The organism is Limosilactobacillus pontis, assembly GCF_002940945.1.
In the GTDB taxonomy this organism is placed as follows: Bacteria; Bacillota; Bacilli; order Lactobacillales; family Lactobacillaceae; genus Limosilactobacillus; species Limosilactobacillus pontis_A.
Window position 1 is genome coordinate 1 of the sequence record NZ_PNFV01000008.1, and the last position, 15304, is coordinate 15304.

Consider the following 15304-nt stretch of genomic DNA (forward strand, 5'->3'; position numbering starts at 1 on the left):
CGCGGCCTAAAACATTGACGGAATTAGAACAATCAGTAAAGGAAGCTATTAAATATTTCAACACTCAACGAGCTTATACATCCAAAAACGGCTTGACCGCGGAAAAATTCCGCGCTCAAGCCGCATAAACTATTTTTCTATTTGAACTGTATACTTGACAGGCGCTAGTGCCGGGGAAGCCTATCCGGTTTGAACCAGACGATGATTGTTTCTGGAATGTTGCTTTCCTACGTGGTTGACTTTCTGCTAAAAGACCTGCCTGGTGAATGGGCATGGCGATTGATGCTAGGGATGGCTGCGGTACCAGCACTGATCCTCTTCCTCGGAGTGCTCCGTCTGCCGGAATCACCACGGTTCCTGCTCCGCAACGGTGACGAGGCAGCTGCTCACCGGGTACTGACTTACATTCGTAAGGACCCAAGTGAGATTGATGCCGAACTTAAGAGCATTAAGGAAACGGCTGATAAAGAAGCCAAAGCTAATTCCAAGGCATCCTGGTCAACCCTCTTCAGTTCCAAGTACCGTTACCTGGTTATCGCTGGGGTAGGTGTAGCTGCCTTCCAACAGTTCCAAGGTGCTAACGCCATCTTCTACTACATTCCGCTGATCGTGCAAAAAGCTACCGGTCAGGCTGCATCGTCTAACCTGATGTGGCCAATCATTCAAGGGATCATCTTGGTAATTGGTTCCCTGGTCTACATGTGGATTGCCGAGAAATTTAACCGGCGTTCCCTACTGATGATTGGTGGGACCGTCATGGGTCTTTCCTTTATCCTGCCTGCCATTATCAATATGATGATGCCGCACATGAACCCAATGACAATCGTGGTCTTCTTATGTATCTACGTTGCTTTCTACTCTGCAACTTGGGCTCCGTTAACCTGGGTACTGGTTGGTGAGATCTTCCCACTGGCCATTCGTGGTCGGGCATCTGGCCTGGCTTCATCCTTCAACTGGATTGGGTCATGGCTGGTTGGGCTTCTCTTCCCAATTATGACAGCGAACATGCCACAAGAAGCCGTCTTCGCCATCTTCGGGGTGATCTGTCTGTTAGGTGTTCTCTTCATCAAGACACGGGTTCCTGAAACACGGGGTCATACCCTAGAAGAAATCGAAGCTGCGGGTACTAAGCACAGTCACAAGTAGTTAGGAGGAACAGTAATGAATTTACGTGAAACGGCGACTCAGATTGAACAGGGTCAGGTCTCACTGGGGATCGAGCTAGGCTCAACCCGGATTAAGGCCGTCCTGATCAATACACATTACGAGACCGTTTCTTCCGGGAGTTACACCTGGGAGAACAAATTTGAAAATGGTGTTTGGACATATCCACTGAGTCAGGTCTGGGAAGGCATTCAAAGCGCCTACGCTAAGATTCAGGCAGATGTGCAGAGTCGCTACCATGCCTCACTGACTAAGATTAGTTCAATTGGGGTTAGTGCCATGATGCATGGTTACCTGCCATTTGATAAGGATGGCCAACTGTTGGTCCCATTCCGGACCTGGCGGAACAACATTACCGGTCAGGCTGCCGATGAACTGACGAAGGTCTTCGATTTCAATATTCCGCAACGATGGAGCATTGCTCACCTGTATCAGGCAATCTTAAATGATGAGCCCCATGTTAAGGATGTAACCTTTATTACAACTTTGGCTGGCTATGTTCACTGGCAGCTATCAGGGCGCAAGGTCCTTGGAATTGGGGATGCCTCCGGGGTCTTTCCAATTGACAGTCAGCGGCTAGATTACAATCAGGATTTTCTAGATAAGTTCAGTTCTTTGGAAAAAGTTCAGAAGTATCCATGGAACATCACAGATCTGTTACCAGAGGTCATTGTGGCTGGTCATAATGCAGGTCAGCTGACTGATTTTGGAGCTAAGCTGTTGGACCCAACTGGTAAATTGCAAGCCGGTAGTTTAATGGCACCACCAGAAGGGGATGCTGGTACCGGAATGGTCGGTACCAACAGTGTCCGTAAGCGGACGGGGAATATCTCCGTAGGTACATCGGCCTTCTCAATGAATGTCCTAGACGCTCCATTGAAGAAGCTGCACCGTGACATTGATATTGTGACCACCCCTACTGGTGATCCGGTTGCAATGGTTCACGTCAACAACTGTTCGTCTGACATTAATGCCTGGGTGGGCCTCTTCCGTGAGTTTGCGGAGGCAATTGGTGCCAAGCTTGACACCAATAAGCTCTACGAGACCTTGTTTGATGCCACGGTCAAGTCCGATCCAGACGCTGGTGGATTGACCAACTACAGTTACCTCTCAGGTGAGAACATTACTAAAATCGACGCCGGTCGGCCACTCTTCATCCGGACGCCTAACGCTAAGATGAATTTGGCCAACTTCTTCCTGACTCAGCTCTATGCGGCATTTGCACCACTGAAGATTGGGATGGATATCCTGCTCAATGAGGAGCATGTGCAAACCGACGTCATGATTGCCCAGGGTGGTCTGTTTGGGACTCCTGTTATTGGTCAGCAGATTCTGGCCAATGCCTTAAACATCCCAATCACGATCATGAATACCGCCAGTGAGGGTGGTCCATGGGGAATGGCCGTTCTTGCCAAGTATGCCGAAACGGGTGCCAAACAGCCTCTGGCCGACTTCTTGGATGAAGAGGTCTTCAACGATCCTGAGAGCATGACCCTGACTCCTGAGCCAGATGGTGTCAAGGGTTACCAGAAGTTTATCAAACGTTATCAAGCTGGCCTGCCGGTGGAAAGTCTGGCTGGTCAAGACATTACTGAAGAAGGGAAGAAATGAGATGCTGGAAGAACTGAAGCAAGAAGTGTATGAGGCCAACATGAAGCTCCCCAAGCTGGGGCTGGTTACCTTTACCTGGGGGAATGTTTCCGGGATTGACCGGGAGAAAGGCCTCTTTGTTATCAAGCCGTCTGGGGTGCCTTATGAGGACCTCAAGCCATCCGATATGGTGGTAGTTAACCTGGATGGGGAGGTTGTCGAGGGGGATTTGAACCCGTCGAGTGATACCCCAACACACACCTACCTCTACAACCATTTTCCTAAGATTGGTGGAATTGTGCACACTCACTCACCTTGGGCAGTTGCCTTTGCCGGGGCTAACATGGATGTTCCGGCACTGAATACGACCCATGCGGACACCTTCTATGGTGATGTTCCCGCCGCTGATGCCTTAACTAAGGAAGAAATTGAGGAAGACTATGAAGGCAACACTGGTAAGACCATTGTAAAGACCTTCAACGAGCGTGGCCTCGATTATGAAGCGGTTCCTGCAGCCCTCGTTAGCCAACACGGTCCCTTTACCTGGGGGCCAACGCCAGACAAGGCCGTTTATAACGCTAAGGTACTTGAAGTTGTTGCTGAAGAAGACTACCACTCCTTGCAGTTGACTCGCAAGAACTTGGAACTTCCTCAGTATCTTCTGGATAAGCACTACTACCGTAAGCATGGTAAGAACGCTTACTACGGGCAGAACAATGCTCATTCTAAGGACCATGCCAGTCGTGCTTAATGATTTTGGTAGCTACAATAAAAATAATTTAAGGAGTGTTACATTATGCAAAAGATGAAGGATTACGAATTTTGGTTTGTTACCGGTAGTCAATTCCTTTACGGTGAAGAACAATTAAAGTCCGTTGCGGCGGATGCTGAAGACATTGCCAAAAAGCTCAACGCTAGCGGCAATCTGCCATATAAGGTTGTTTTCAAGGGTGTCATGACCACCGCTGACGGCATCACGAAGTTCATGAAGGAAGCTAACTACAATGATAACGTAGCTGGTGTCATCACTTGGATGCACACCTTCTCTCCAGCCAAGAATTGGATCCGTGGTACCCGTCTGCTGCAAAAGCCATTGCTGCACCTGGCAACCCAATACCTCAACAAGATTCCGTATGACACGATTGACTTTGACTACATGAACCTGAACCAATCTGCCCACGGTGATCGTGAGTACGCCTACATTAATGCTCGTCTGCAGAAGCACAATAAGATTGTTTATGGCTTCTGGGGTGACGAAGATGTTCAAAAGGAAATTGCCGACTGGCAAAATGTAGCGGTTGCCTACAACGAAAGCTTCAACATCAAGATTGTTCGGTTCGGTGACACGATGCGTAACGTAGCCGTTACCGAAGGTGATAAGGTTGAAGCGCAGATCTTCCTTGGCTGGACGGTTGATTACTGGCCAGTAAGCGAACTGGTAGAATATGTCAATGGTATCAGTGAAGACGACATCGATGCTGCTTACAAGGAACTTGCTAGTCAATATGACATGGTTCAAGGTGACAACACAAAGGAACACTATGAACACTCCGTTCGTTACCAACTTCGCGAATACCTGGCCCTGAAGAAGTTCATGGATGAGAAGGGTTACACTGGTTTCACTACCAACTTCGAAGACCTGCACGGTCTGGAAGAACTGCCTGGTTTGGCTGCCCAACTTCTGATGCGTGATGGTTATGGTTTCGGTGCTGAAGGTGACTGGAAGTCTGCCGGAATGGACCGTCTGCTGAAGATCGCCGCTCAAAACAACGCCACGGCCTTCATGGAAGACTACACCCTGGACCTTCGTCATGGTCACGAGGCTATCTTAGGTTCCCACATGTTGGAAGTTGACCCATCCATCGCCTCCGACAAGCCACGGGTTGAAGTTCACCCACTGGACATTGGTGGTAAGGACGATCCGGCTCGGCTTGTATTCACCGGTCGTGAAGGGGAAGCCGTTGACGTAACCCTGTCATACTTTGGCGACGGCTACAAGGTCATCGGCTACTCTGTTGACTGCCACAAGCCAGAGGCTGAAACGCCACACCTTCCAGTTGCCAAGCAATTGTGGACACCAACGGTTGGCCTGAAGGAAGGGGCTAAGCGTTGGATGCACGCCGGTGGTGGTCACCACACCATCCTGAGTTTTGCCTTGACGCCACAACAGATCAAGGACCTCTTTGAAATGCTTGACGTAACGGTTGACTTCATTGAATAGTTTCCCTTAAGTTCCAATCAATCCAATAAAATTATAAAGGTGGGTTCGCGCTGTTAAACCTCGAGGCAACGCTAATCCACCTTTTTTAGGAGGCAAAATGAAGACAGAAAAAGAGAAGATGCTAGCTGGGGAAGTATTTAACGTCTATGACCCTGTCCTGGTTCAAGAACGACGTCGGGCTCGTGACCTGGTCGAACAATTCAATGCTTTGGGCGAAACGGATCCCCAGCAAAGTGAGCAACTGATTCGCCAATTATTTGGCCGAGTAGGAACAGGATGTGAAGTTCATGCCCAGTTCAAGTGTGATTATGGCTACAACATTTACGTCGGCGATGATTTCTTCGCTAACTACGACTGTGTGATGTTGGATGTCAGTCCAATCCGAATCGGCCAACATTGTCTACTGGGACCTCGTGTTCAGTTGTATACCGTCAATCATCCCCTAGATCCCAAGCTGCGACGTAACGGAGCTTATGGGCAGAGTCGTGATATCACGATCGGCGACGACGCCTGGATTGGTGGCGGGGCGATCATCTGTCCGGGGGTAACCCTTGGCAATAATGTGATTGTCGGTGCTGGTAGTGTCGTTACCAAGAGCTTTGGTGATAACGTCGTGATTGCTGGCAATCCAGCCCGGGTAATCAAGCAGAATCCATTTCATGAGTAAAATAAAGGACGTGCGGAAAATGCACGTCCTTTATTTAGTTAATTACCATTTCTGGTTATATTCGTAGACTAGGGCTGGCTCCTTCCCGAAGCGGTGGAAGCTGTTCAATTGGTTGATCTTGGCCATCTCGTCAGTCGTCAACGAAAAGTCATAGATATCAAGGTTTTGCTGGATCCGTGCGGTATGGACCGACTTAGGGATGAAGGCAACCCCGCCCTGCAGGTGCCAACGCAGGATTACCTGGGCTGGTGACTTGCCATGGACCTTAGCAATCTGGGTCAGAACCGGGTTATCGAGGATCTTGCCTCGACCAAGCGGGCTCCAGGCTTGGGTGACGATCTGATGGTCACGGTCAAATTTGACCAGAGGCGCCTGGTTAAGGAGGGGATGACGTTCAATCTGATTGACAACCGGCATCTCATGGGCCTGAGTTGCTAGGTATTGGAGGTGGATCATCTGGTAGTTGCTGACGCCGATCGACCGGGTCAATCCAGCCTGCTTGAGGTCCTCTAGTGCCCGCCAGGTAGTAAAGAAGTGTTTCTCTGTCGGCCAGTGAATCAGAAGGAGGTTAACTGCATCTAACTGGAGCTTACGCAGGGATTCCTTGAATGAATCGATTGTACGTTGGTAGCCTTGGTTGACCTCAGCAATCTTAGTGGTGACGAAGAAGTGGTCACGGGGGACGCCAAGCCGATGGAGGGCAACACCGACTTCAGCCTCGTTTTTATAGAGCTGGGCAGTATCAAAGAGTCGACAGCCGGCCTTGTAGGCGTCACTGATGGTTTGATTCATGGTTTCTTGGCCGTGAACCTTGTAGAGCCCAAAACCCTCCTGTGGCATCTGTTGGCCATCAGCGAGGGTGAGCATTTTAACTTGATTATTCAATATTTTCTGCTTCCTTTACTTGAGTTTTTTAGTGGAGTGACCGATGATCATTGGAACGTCATAGGTTTTAGAGGTAACCTCCTCACCGTTGATCATCTTTAGGATCATTTGCCCAGCGTCTCGACCGAGTTGGCGCTTCGGGTGTTCAACGGTTGTTAGGGTCGGTGCGATTACCTGGGCCATGTCATAGTTATCAAAGCCCACTACGGAGATATCATCGGGAACCCGCCGACCGGTCTTTTGGAGGTGGCCGATTAGGTGAGTAGCAAGCTGATCATTATAGCAGGCGATCGCCGTTGGAGTTATCGGGCTGGCCAGGGCATTATCCACTCGTTTGATGATGTCACTGTAGGAGTCTGCGGATTGGTACATGATGATATTGCTGTTCATCAGGGGAATTTCAGCGGTCTGGTAGGCCTGAAGCATTCCCTGCATCCGGTCAACCCCCTGTTGGTCGTCAACCTGAAAGACACCGAGGATTCGTTGGTGACCGAGCTGAAAAAGGTATTCAATCAGTCTTTGTTCACCCTGCTTATCGCTGGTCAGCAGGGTGGGGAAAGTTAACTCTGGATAGGTTGAGTGGAAGAGGATGGTGGGAATCTTGTACTCGGTTATCTGCCGGTAGAGGTCAAGATTTGGGTTGGGAAGAGCACTTTGGGATGGTTCGACAATTAATCCGGCAATCTTGAGATCAAGCATGTTGAGCAGGGCTTGTCGGCCACGGTGGGGATCATTAAGAGTATTGCCAACGATGATTGAGTAGCCTTTGTCACTAATGACACTATCAATTCCGGAAATGATCGAAGGGAAGATGTAGTCAGCTACGTGGGTACTGATAACTCCAATAACTTTATTAGTATCATCGGCGGTCCAGTCGCGTTGCCAGTCTTGGACGAACATCCCACCTCCCTGAATGCGGTAGACATAGTGTTCGTTCTCTAAGTCACCCACGGCCCGGCGGATAGTGTAGCGGGAGACGTTGAACCGCTTCATTAATTCACTTTCAGTAGGAAGCTTCTGGTTGATCTGGTACTTGCCATCGATGATCTCCTTACGGAGGGTCTCTTTGACAATTTCATACTTGGTTTCGACGATAATAAACCACCTTCTTTTATTAATGATGAAAAAATGCTCCATAATCCGCGTCCAGCAAAATTATGGGGCATCACTTTGATAAAGACTACTTATCTTGCCTTACTTCTTATTTTTGTTCTTGGGGTTTTCAATTGGCTTGTTGTCAAGGTCGGTCCGAACAACTAAGACATCACAGATCGCCATCCGGGTGACGTATTCAGTAACGGAACCGATCAGAATTCGCTCAACCGCGTTCAGACCCGTAGCCCCAATCATGATTAGGTCAGCGTTCATTTCCTTAGGAACGTCCCGGGCGATGATGGTCTTTGGTGCCCCGTATTCGATGGAGTAGCTGACCTTTTGGACACCGTTCTTCTTGGCGTAGTCAACATACTTATCAAGGGTCTTCTTGGCAGTATCAGTGACCTGCTCAACCATTGATGTGTCGAAGCTGGAGATGTTTTGGAATGCCCGCGTATCGACAACGTGGAGCAGCCGCAGTTCAGCATCTTCACCATTCCGCTTGGTAACGGCTACCGCCTTCTTAAAGGCTAATTCGGCTTCTGCGGATCCATCAACTGGGACCAAAATGTGTTTGTATTCTTGTGCCATATTTAGTGCCTCCTCATAATTCTTTACCTTTATTATACACTTTTCGCAGAATGAGCGTAAAGCAATGTTAGCGATTCTTTGAACGAAATTCGCTGGTGATGGAAAAGGCCATCTGGGTCTCCAGAACACAGCCTAACACTACCATGATAACAATGAAGGCAATGCTATTGGTCCAGGCTGCTACCAGGGTGATCAGACCGAGGATGGTCATGATAATACCCCAGATTTGGAGCTGGCGGTGAACAAAGGGACTCTTGACTGGGTCAAAGATCATAAAGGGTTTGTTTAGGTGGGTAAGGAAGTAGCACCCTTCAAAGAGGGCGATTAGGGCGAAGAGCGTTACAAAGATTGATAAAAGCATCGAAGTCATTCCTTTTTGTATTAAAAATAGCGCGGTGACAAAATAAATCATCACCGCGCCGTTATGGACGAAAACTCCGTTGGTGCCGTTAATTGTCATTCAGTGTTGACCTGCGTTTAAGACAGGTGGGACCCGGCCGCCCAATCGCCAACTACCAAGTGAAAAGGCATGTTGTAAAAAGGACACTGCACTAGTCCCAAAGTAAAAAGACTGTAAGGCAAACCTGCGTTTAGACAACGCGTACACTACAGAATTTTCAATTATTATGTTAGCATCTTTTATCCAATTAGGCAATTATTTCGCTGGATGGTGATGGCCATGCAAGGCTTGGTGCTGGGCTTTGCGCAGCTGCCAATATTGACGATTTAAGGCTTGTTCGAAGTGACCATTTTGCTTAGGGTGGAAGTACTGGGCATCCTTGATCCGGTCGGGGAGATACTGCTGGGCCACCCAATCTTGGGGATGGTCATGCGGAAAGTCGTAGTCGGTACCGTGGCCGAGCTTGCTGGCCCCCTTGTAGTGGGCGTCCTTGAGGTGGTCGGGAACTTCGCCGAAGCCGCCTTGCTTAACCTGAGCGATGGCAGCGTCGATTGCACTGATCCCGGAGTTGGACTTGGGGGATAGACAGAGTTCAATTACCGCATCAGCCAAAGGAATTCGGGCTTCGGGGAAACCTACTCGTTCGGCGGCCTGGACGGCAGTTACCGCACGCTGGGCGGCCGGCATATTGGCCAGACCGATATCCTCATAGGCAATCACCATCAGTCGGCGGGCGATGCTCGGGAGGTCTCCGGTCTCCACCAGGCGGGCAAGGTAGTGGAGGGCAGCGTCGGTGTCGGAACCCCGGATGGACTTCTGAAAGGCCGAAATGACGTCGTAGTGAGCGTCACCATCCTTGTCTGCCCCGAGAGTCTTTTTCTGGACACTTTCCTCGATGATTGGCAGGGTTAGGTGGATTTTCCCATCATCGTCTGGATCGGTCGACTTGGCAGCTAATTCCAGGCCGTTGAGAGCACTGCGCAGATCGCCGTTGGTGGCGGTAGCTAGCTGTTCCTCGGCTTCTGGAGTCAGTTCGATCGGCAATTTACCTAAGCCGCGTTCGGCATCCTTGAGGGCCCGTTCGATGGCGACTTTAATGTCGGCATCGGTCAATGGGTGAACTGGAAAAATTTGAGTCCGGCTACGGATGGCTGGGTTGATGCTGATGTAGGGATTTTCGGTGGTAGCGCCGATCAGGACAATTCGGCCGCTCTCTAAGTGGGGGAGAAGGAAGTCCTGCTTACTCTTGTCCAGCCGGTGGATCTCGTCGAGCAGGAGAATCACTGTTCCGCTCATCTTAGCCTCCTCCGCCACGATCTGGAGATCCTTTTTAGTGTCGGTGGCGGCGTTGAGCTTGCGGAAGGCATATTTGGTCGAACCAGCAATGGCACTGGCGATGCTGGTTTTTCCGGTACCGGGTGGGCCGTAGAGAATCATCGAGGAAAGCATCCGGGCCTTAACCATCCGATTGATAATCTTACCGGGGCCGATGAGGTGCTGCTGACCGACGACCTCAGCTAGCGTACGGGGCCGCATCCGGTAGGCGAGGGGCTGCTGCATTATTCTGCCCCCTTTTGATGAAAGAGTTTGTAGAAGAAACCATGTTTTTCGTCGTCAGATGACGGCGTTGCCTGCTGCTGGCCGACCTTAAATTGGGGGTAACGTTTCTCAACATCGACTGGCGATTGATAAACCCCCGTTTTAGCGGCGACTACGACCGCTAAAGAGTCCGGATCCGTCTTAAATTCTGGGTCGGTTTTCATGGTAAAGGAGCCCCCGTGCTGATTAGTAGCCAGCAGGTAAGGGTGGATCTCTTCGTGGGGGAGGTTGCCGTTTAAGAAAACAAGGTTACCAATTCCCCGCTTGAGCTCAGCTACCAGGGCCGGCTGCCAGTTCTGCTCGTGCAGTTCTTTGACACTGATGGTCAGGCAGACCCGTTCCCGGAAGGTGCCCAGGTACCGGCGCTGTTCGTCAGGCTTAATCTTCGGTGTCCCATAGATGGCATTCTCAATCCGCTGTTCAGTACCTGATTTTTCGTTATTTGCTGCCATTGTCTGAACCATCCTTTCTGTTTGCTAGTGATGTTTTCATTATAACAAGTTCTGGATAGAGATACGAAAAAAGCAGCCCACGATGATGGACTGCTTGTAGGAAATAAGTTAGTTACCGATGTCTAAGGCCTGGTGCTTAAGGTGTGGGAAGATATGCAGGTCTGCCCAACCGGTGATGCCTCCCTGAAAGGCCAGAGCAAACAGAGTCCCGAGACCAAAATTGTAGATTCCACCTTGCATAAAAGCCGCGATGATTGCCATGATTGTCGGCGGAATGTAGGATGCCCACATCGCAATAGTGGCGTTTCCATGGCAGTAGCGGAAACGGATGATCTGGAAAAGGTCATCGGCCGGGTGCAAAACCAAGTTGGCCCGCTGGTAGATCGAGATAGCAGTCCCGATGAATGCCACCCCGAGGAAGTTGATCAGCACGTAGAGGATGATCATCGGCAGGGTTGTGGCATCAGGCATGATCCGGTTGAAGATGTTTGAGAACCACTGAATGAACAGGGAGAATGGCAACATGAAGATAAAGTTGCCGCCGATTCGCCGCCAATCCCATTTATGCATCAGGATGGCGTTTAAAACTGAGGTCAGCATCCCCAGGGTCATGAAGGCCCAGAACAGGGTTGTTGGCCGGTTTCCCAGGACAGCTATCCCCAGGTTATTTTCCGCAGCGGTCCAGTAAGCGGACCCCAGGAATTGGGGGTGAATGTGGGAACTAGTTACCAGGGTCAGAACGTTCCCCATTGAGTTAATGACAATTGAAAATGCAAAAAAGGCCCAGCTAGCCGTCAGCGAAATTGTTCGCTTGGCGACTTTGCCATGGACTGGAATTTCTTTATCCATAAAATAAACACTCCTTCTCTTACTCTTAATCTCTCTCAATCAGTTCGTGAATTTTTTCACTCACGTTACGAATGGTAATTTACAACGTCCACCCACTGATGTCAATAATAGTTGCTACTACTATTTGATTATTATAATTATATTTATTGAAGCATATGCTAACCGGTTGACATACACGTGACTATATACACGAATAAAAAGTTTTAAATAAATTTGTTAAACATGATAGGATCTTAATTAGAGAGGAGGTGTTGAGATGAAGATTATTATTTCCCCAGCTCGGACGATGCGGGTTGATACTGACTCGCTGCCATACCAAGACCTGCCGAAATTTCTGCCCCAGACCAGGAAGATCCTGGACTGGATGCGGGGCCAGACTTATGACGAGCTCCATCGGCTTTGGTGGAACTGCAGCACCAAACTGGCTTCTCTCAACTATCGGCGGGTTCAGGAGATGGATCTGACCCGTCAGCTGACCCCAGCGATCTTGGCCTTCTGTGGCCTTCAGTACCAATACATGGCACCAGACGTTTTTAGCGATCAGGGACTGGTATATGTTGAGAACAATCTGCGGATTCTCTCCGGTTTCTATGGCCTCTTACGACCATTTGATGGGGTCGTTCCCTATCGATTAGGGATGGGGGACCACGCCCAGATTGATGGCAGCAAGAATCTTTATGCATTCTGGGGATCCCGGCTTGCCGACGATTTGTATCGTGATGACCAGTTGGTGCTCAACCTGGCCTCCAAGAAGTACGAGCGGGCGGTGACTCCCTACCTGACTGAGCATCGGCGTCTGGTGACTTGCGTGTTCGGTGAGTTGGTTAGCGGTCGGGTAAAGCAAAAAGCCACCTTGGCAAAGATGGCTCGGGGAGAGATGGTCCGCTACCTGGCGGAGAATGATATCCATGATCTAGCGGGAGTAAAGGCCTTTAGAGTTGCCAATTACCGATATCGGCCTGAGTACTCGACAGCCGACCAACTAACCTTTACCAAATAAAAAAGCAGCTCCACAAGGGGGCTGCTTTTTTATGAGTAAGTCAATCTTACTTGTTGTAGTATTCAACGATGAGGGCTTCATCGATGTCGGCATCCATGTCTTCACGGGCAGGGATCCGGTTCAGCTTACCTTCGAGCTTGTCAGCATCGAAGTCAACGTAAGATGGACGTGAAACAACGGCGTCAACCGCGTTCTTGATGATGTCCAGGTTCTTGGACTTTTCACGAACACCGATGACCTGGTTAACATCAACTTCGTATGAAGGGATGTCAACGCGCTTGCCATCAACAGTGATGTGACCATGGTTAACCAGTTGACGAGCTTGCCGACGAGTAGTGGCCAAACCTAACCGGTAAACCATGTTATCCAGACGACGTTCCAGCAGAGCCATGAAGTTAGCACCGTGGGTACCTTCCTTGATCTTGCCGGCACGAACGAACAGGTTAGCGAATTGCCGTTCCGTCATCCCGTACATGAAACGCAGCTTTTGCTTTTCACGAAGTTGCGTACCATATTCGGAAAGCTTACCATGACGATCACGACCGTGGTCACCAGGAGCGTATGGACGACGTGCTAATTCCTTACCAGTACCTGAAAGTGAAACACCAAGACGACGAGATACACGCCAACTTGGACCAGTGTAACGAGACATAAATAAATTCCTCCAATATATTTAGTTGGAGTAAAATAATCCGATGTGAGCTTGGCATTCGTGCAGGCTGATTTGAATCTTTCACCCTTGCAGCTGGGTTACTAAAAACACCATTCGGCATCAGTCTGTTGACGAGCTTGCCCCTCACTGCTGCATTATTTTACACAAAAATAAGTATACAATGGTTGGTCGGCCGACGTCAATTAATTTGTAGGAAATTGCGGATTTTTTGTAATTCCTCCCTGGATAACCTATGGTATAATTTTCTTAGTATTAGCTGATATTAAGGCAAATTTAATTGTAGGTGGAGATTTTAATGTTTCAAGTTTTAATTGTAATTTTGATCGTGATTCTCATCATCCTGGGTGGCATCGTTTGGTATCAGCACCGGGTCCTCAAGCAGATACAGGGAATGGTGGTCGCCTGTCAACAGCTTCATGATAAGAAGATTGAAGAGCAGTTAAAGCAGGCTGACCAGCTCCAGTTAACTGGGGACGCCAAGCAGGAATTTGATAAGTTAAGGAGTCGTTATAATGATAAGATCGTTCCTCAATTGAAGGCGATCCGTGAGACCGGTCAAGACCTCCAGCAGGCTGCCCGGACCACAAAGCTGCTGACAATCAGTGGCCCGGTCAATGACCTGCGCGCCGACCTGGCTGCGGCTACGACGGCTCTCCAGCAGGTTGAGCAATCCCTGCAACACATTGAGCGGCAGAGCAAGACCCACCGGCAGGCCATCGACCGGATCAAGAAGAACTACCAGAAGTTTCACCAACAATTAAATGAAAAGAGCTTTGAGTATGGTGACAGTGTCAAGAAGCTGAATGAAAAGCTAACCGAATTAGAGAAACAGTATGACCACTTCGTTGAGTTAACCAGGAAGGGGGATCAGGATGCCGCCCAGGAGGTACTCACCGACCTCCAGCAGGATAACCAGAAGCTGGCGACACAGATCAAGCGGGTACCGCCTCTTTATAAGCCGCTAGTAACCGAGTTCCCTGACCAGTTGCAGGAACTGGCTAGTGGTTATGAGACCCTGACGGCGGAGCACTATCATTTCACTGAGGACGACCTTGATGAGCAAATTAAGCGTCTGCAGACCAAGGTTGACGCAACACTGAAACAGCTCAATGACCTTCAATTAGACGTGGTTAAGCAGGCCAATGATGACCTGGCTGCGCAGATTGACCACGTCTACGCGGTGATGCAAAAGGAAATTGATGCTCAAGATGAGGCTCGCCACCTGGTTGAAATGATGGGGCGCTTTACCCAACATGCTCAGCGTCAGAATAACGAACTGATTGGCGAGCTGGATCGGCTGAGCCTCAGTTATACCATGAACAACAACGAGTTTGAACAGGCTCGTCAGCTGAATGAGCAGATCAAGACAATCGTTAAGCAGTACAATGCGGACCAACAGGCGATTCGTGATCAGCAGGCAGTGTATAGCCAAATCGTCGACCGGGAAAAGAATAACCGTGATAACTTGACCGCTATTGAGCAGGAACAGGGTAAGATTAACGATGCTGTTGCCAAACTCCAGACTGATGAGCAACGGGCCCGTAAGATGCTCCGACAGTATTCTGTCCAGATTCGAACGATTCGCCGCCAGGTTGAACAGCTCAACCTTCCAGGGGTCGGCCAGGAGTATATGGATTACTTCTTTGGGGTTAGCGATGAAATCAAAAAGCTGGCCAACGAACTTAACGAGTACAAGATTAATATGGATAATGTAACCAAGCAGCTGATTATGGTCGAGGCGGACCTGGAGAAACTTCAGGACAAGACCAACGACCTGCGCGACAGTGCTGAACTGACCGAGCGACTGCAGCAATACGCTAACCGGTTTGCGGGTAATACCAAGGTAGCCGCCGCCGCTAAAAAGTCACGGCAGCTATTTGACCAGTATAACTACGCCGGCAGTCTCGAGGCTATCGCCACGGCCCTAGAAGAAACTGAGCCGGGTAGCTACAAGCGGATTGAGGATAGCTATTATCAGGAAATCAATGAATAATTACTAAGGTACGGGTGTGAGCATGATTGCTTGCCCCGTGCTTTTTTCGATGCCTAGTGTTTGATTTTCTGCTATAATATAATGTCGTTTTAAGAAGAGTCGAACTATTCAATGGCATGCTCGCC

At 49.4% G+C, this 15304-nt stretch carries 15 protein-coding genes and 1 pseudogene; 8 read left to right on the forward strand and 8 right to left on the reverse strand.

Annotated features, from left to right (window positions below; translation table 11 throughout):
- Positions 1-14 precede the first annotated feature (14 nt).
- The 6 genes and pseudogenes from CK797_RS06995 to CK797_RS07020 all read left to right on the forward strand — a co-directional run bounded on the left by CK797_RS06995 (position 15) and on the right by CK797_RS07020 (position 5642).
- The gene (locus tag CK797_RS06995; RefSeq protein ID WP_225365041.1) at positions 15-128 is read left to right on the forward strand and encodes an IS3 family transposase; all 114 of its coding nucleotides are present in this window, start codon (positions 15-17) and stop codon (positions 126-128) included.
- 43 nt (positions 129-171) lie between these two features.
- Positions 172-1146: pseudogene (locus CK797_RS07000) on the forward strand (sugar porter family MFS transporter); the annotation flags it as partial.
- A 15-nt stretch (positions 1147-1161) separates the two neighbouring features.
- A complete protein-coding gene (locus tag CK797_RS07005) occupies positions 1162-2775 on the forward strand; it encodes a xylulokinase (RefSeq protein WP_104689045.1) in 1614 nt (537 codons plus the stop codon).
- A 1-nt stretch (position 2776) separates the two neighbouring features.
- Positions 2777-3505, forward strand: a complete 729-nt coding sequence (locus CK797_RS07010; RefSeq protein ID WP_104689046.1) for an L-ribulose-5-phosphate 4-epimerase — start codon at positions 2777-2779, stop codon at positions 3503-3505.
- Between the two features lie 45 nt (positions 3506-3550).
- Positions 3551-4975 (forward strand): L-arabinose isomerase, encoded by a 1425-nt coding sequence (gene araA / locus CK797_RS07015; RefSeq protein WP_104689047.1) that lies wholly within the window; start codon positions 3551-3553, stop codon positions 4973-4975.
- A gap of 97 nt (positions 4976-5072) precedes the next feature.
- Positions 5073-5642 (forward strand): sugar O-acetyltransferase, encoded by a 570-nt coding sequence (locus CK797_RS07020; protein WP_104689048.1) that lies wholly within the window; start codon positions 5073-5075, stop codon positions 5640-5642.
- Positions 5643-5684: 42 nt separating this feature from the next.
- On the opposite strand, the gene CK797_RS07025 is transcribed toward CK797_RS07020, so the two are convergent.
- The 7 genes from CK797_RS07025 to CK797_RS07055 form a co-directional block, all read right to left on the reverse strand.
- Positions 5685-6527 (reverse strand): aldo/keto reductase, encoded by an 843-nt coding sequence (locus CK797_RS07025; RefSeq protein WP_104689049.1) that lies wholly within the window; start codon positions 6525-6527, stop codon positions 5685-5687.
- A 15-nt stretch (positions 6528-6542) separates the two neighbouring features.
- A complete protein-coding gene (locus CK797_RS07030) occupies positions 6543-7664 on the reverse strand; it encodes a GntR family transcriptional regulator (RefSeq protein ID WP_104689050.1) in 1122 nt (373 codons plus the stop codon).
- A gap of 57 nt (positions 7665-7721) precedes the next feature.
- A complete protein-coding gene (locus CK797_RS07035; RefSeq protein WP_104689051.1) occupies positions 7722-8213 on the reverse strand; it encodes a universal stress protein in 492 nt (163 codons plus the stop codon).
- A gap of 67 nt (positions 8214-8280) precedes the next feature.
- Entirely contained in the window at positions 8281-8574 is a 294-nt protein-coding gene (locus CK797_RS07040) for a hypothetical protein (protein WP_104689052.1), read from the reverse strand.
- A 294-nt stretch (positions 8575-8868) separates the two neighbouring features.
- Positions 8869-10173: a replication-associated recombination protein A gene (locus tag CK797_RS07045; RefSeq protein ID WP_104689053.1), complete on the reverse strand. Its 1305-nt coding sequence runs from the start codon at positions 10171-10173 to the stop codon at positions 8869-8871.
- Positions 10173-10664, reverse strand: a complete 492-nt coding sequence (locus CK797_RS07050) for a YueI family protein (protein WP_104689054.1) — start codon at positions 10662-10664, stop codon at positions 10173-10175. The genes CK797_RS07045 and CK797_RS07050 overlap by 1 nt, the downstream gene beginning before the upstream one ends.
- Positions 10665-10772: 108 nt before the next feature.
- Complete coding sequence (locus tag CK797_RS07055) at positions 10773-11513, reverse strand: fructose permease (RefSeq protein ID WP_104689055.1); 741 nt, start codon at positions 11511-11513, stop codon at positions 10773-10775.
- A 256-nt stretch (positions 11514-11769) separates the two neighbouring features.
- On the opposite strand from CK797_RS07055, the gene yaaA reads away from it, so the two are divergent.
- Positions 11770-12513: a peroxide stress protein YaaA gene (yaaA, locus tag CK797_RS07060; protein ID WP_104689056.1), complete on the forward strand. Its 744-nt coding sequence runs from the start codon at positions 11770-11772 to the stop codon at positions 12511-12513.
- 46 nt (positions 12514-12559) lie between these two features.
- Here yaaA and rpsD read toward each other — a convergent pair whose 3' ends face one another.
- On the reverse strand, positions 12560-13165 hold the full coding sequence (gene rpsD, locus CK797_RS07065) for a 30S ribosomal protein S4 (protein ID WP_104689057.1): 606 nt from the start codon (positions 13163-13165) through the stop codon (positions 12560-12562).
- A 316-nt stretch (positions 13166-13481) separates the two neighbouring features.
- Here rpsD and ezrA point away from each other — a divergent pair, with 316 nt between their 5' ends.
- The gene (gene ezrA, locus CK797_RS07070; RefSeq protein ID WP_104689058.1) at positions 13482-15179 is read left to right on the forward strand and encodes a septation ring formation regulator EzrA; all 1698 of its coding nucleotides are present in this window, start codon (positions 13482-13484) and stop codon (positions 15177-15179) included.
- Positions 15180-15304 lie beyond the last annotated feature (125 nt).

Excerpts from the sequence above, each read along its gene's own strand:
- CK797_RS07005 (WP_104689045.1), top strand. The coding sequence starts at position 1,162 with ATGAATTTACGTGAAACGGCGACTCAGATTGAACAGGGTCAGGTCTCA.
- CK797_RS07010 (WP_104689046.1), top strand. The coding sequence starts at position 2,777 with ATGCTGGAAGAACTGAAGCAAGAAGTGTATGAGGCCAACATGAAGCTC.
- araA (WP_104689047.1), top strand. The coding sequence starts at position 3,551 with ATGCAAAAGATGAAGGATTACGAATTTTGGTTTGTTACCGGTAGTCAA.
- CK797_RS07020 (WP_104689048.1), top strand. The coding sequence starts at position 5,073 with ATGAAGACAGAAAAAGAGAAGATGCTAGCTGGGGAAGTATTTAACGTC.
- CK797_RS07030 (WP_104689050.1), bottom strand. The coding sequence starts at position 7,664 with ATGGAGCATTTTTTCATCATTAATAAAAGAAGGTGGTTTATTATCGTC.
- CK797_RS07035 (WP_104689051.1), bottom strand. The coding sequence starts at position 8,213 with ATGGCACAAGAATACAAACACATTTTGGTCCCAGTTGATGGATCCGCA.
- CK797_RS07040 (WP_104689052.1), bottom strand. The coding sequence starts at position 8,574 with ATGCTTTTATCAATCTTTGTAACGCTCTTCGCCCTAATCGCCCTCTTT.
- CK797_RS07045 (WP_104689053.1), bottom strand. The coding sequence starts at position 10,173 with ATGCAGCAGCCCCTCGCCTACCGGATGCGGCCCCGTACGCTAGCTGAG.
- CK797_RS07050 (WP_104689054.1), bottom strand. The coding sequence starts at position 10,664 with ATGGCAGCAAATAACGAAAAATCAGGTACTGAACAGCGGATTGAGAAT.
- CK797_RS07055 (WP_104689055.1), bottom strand. The coding sequence starts at position 11,513 with ATGGATAAAGAAATTCCAGTCCATGGCAAAGTCGCCAAGCGAACAATT.
- yaaA (WP_104689056.1), top strand. The coding sequence starts at position 11,770 with ATGAAGATTATTATTTCCCCAGCTCGGACGATGCGGGTTGATACTGAC.
- rpsD (WP_104689057.1), bottom strand. The coding sequence starts at position 13,165 with ATGTCTCGTTACACTGGTCCAAGTTGGCGTGTATCTCGTCGTCTTGGT.
- ezrA (WP_104689058.1), top strand. The coding sequence starts at position 13,482 with ATGTTTCAAGTTTTAATTGTAATTTTGATCGTGATTCTCATCATCCTG.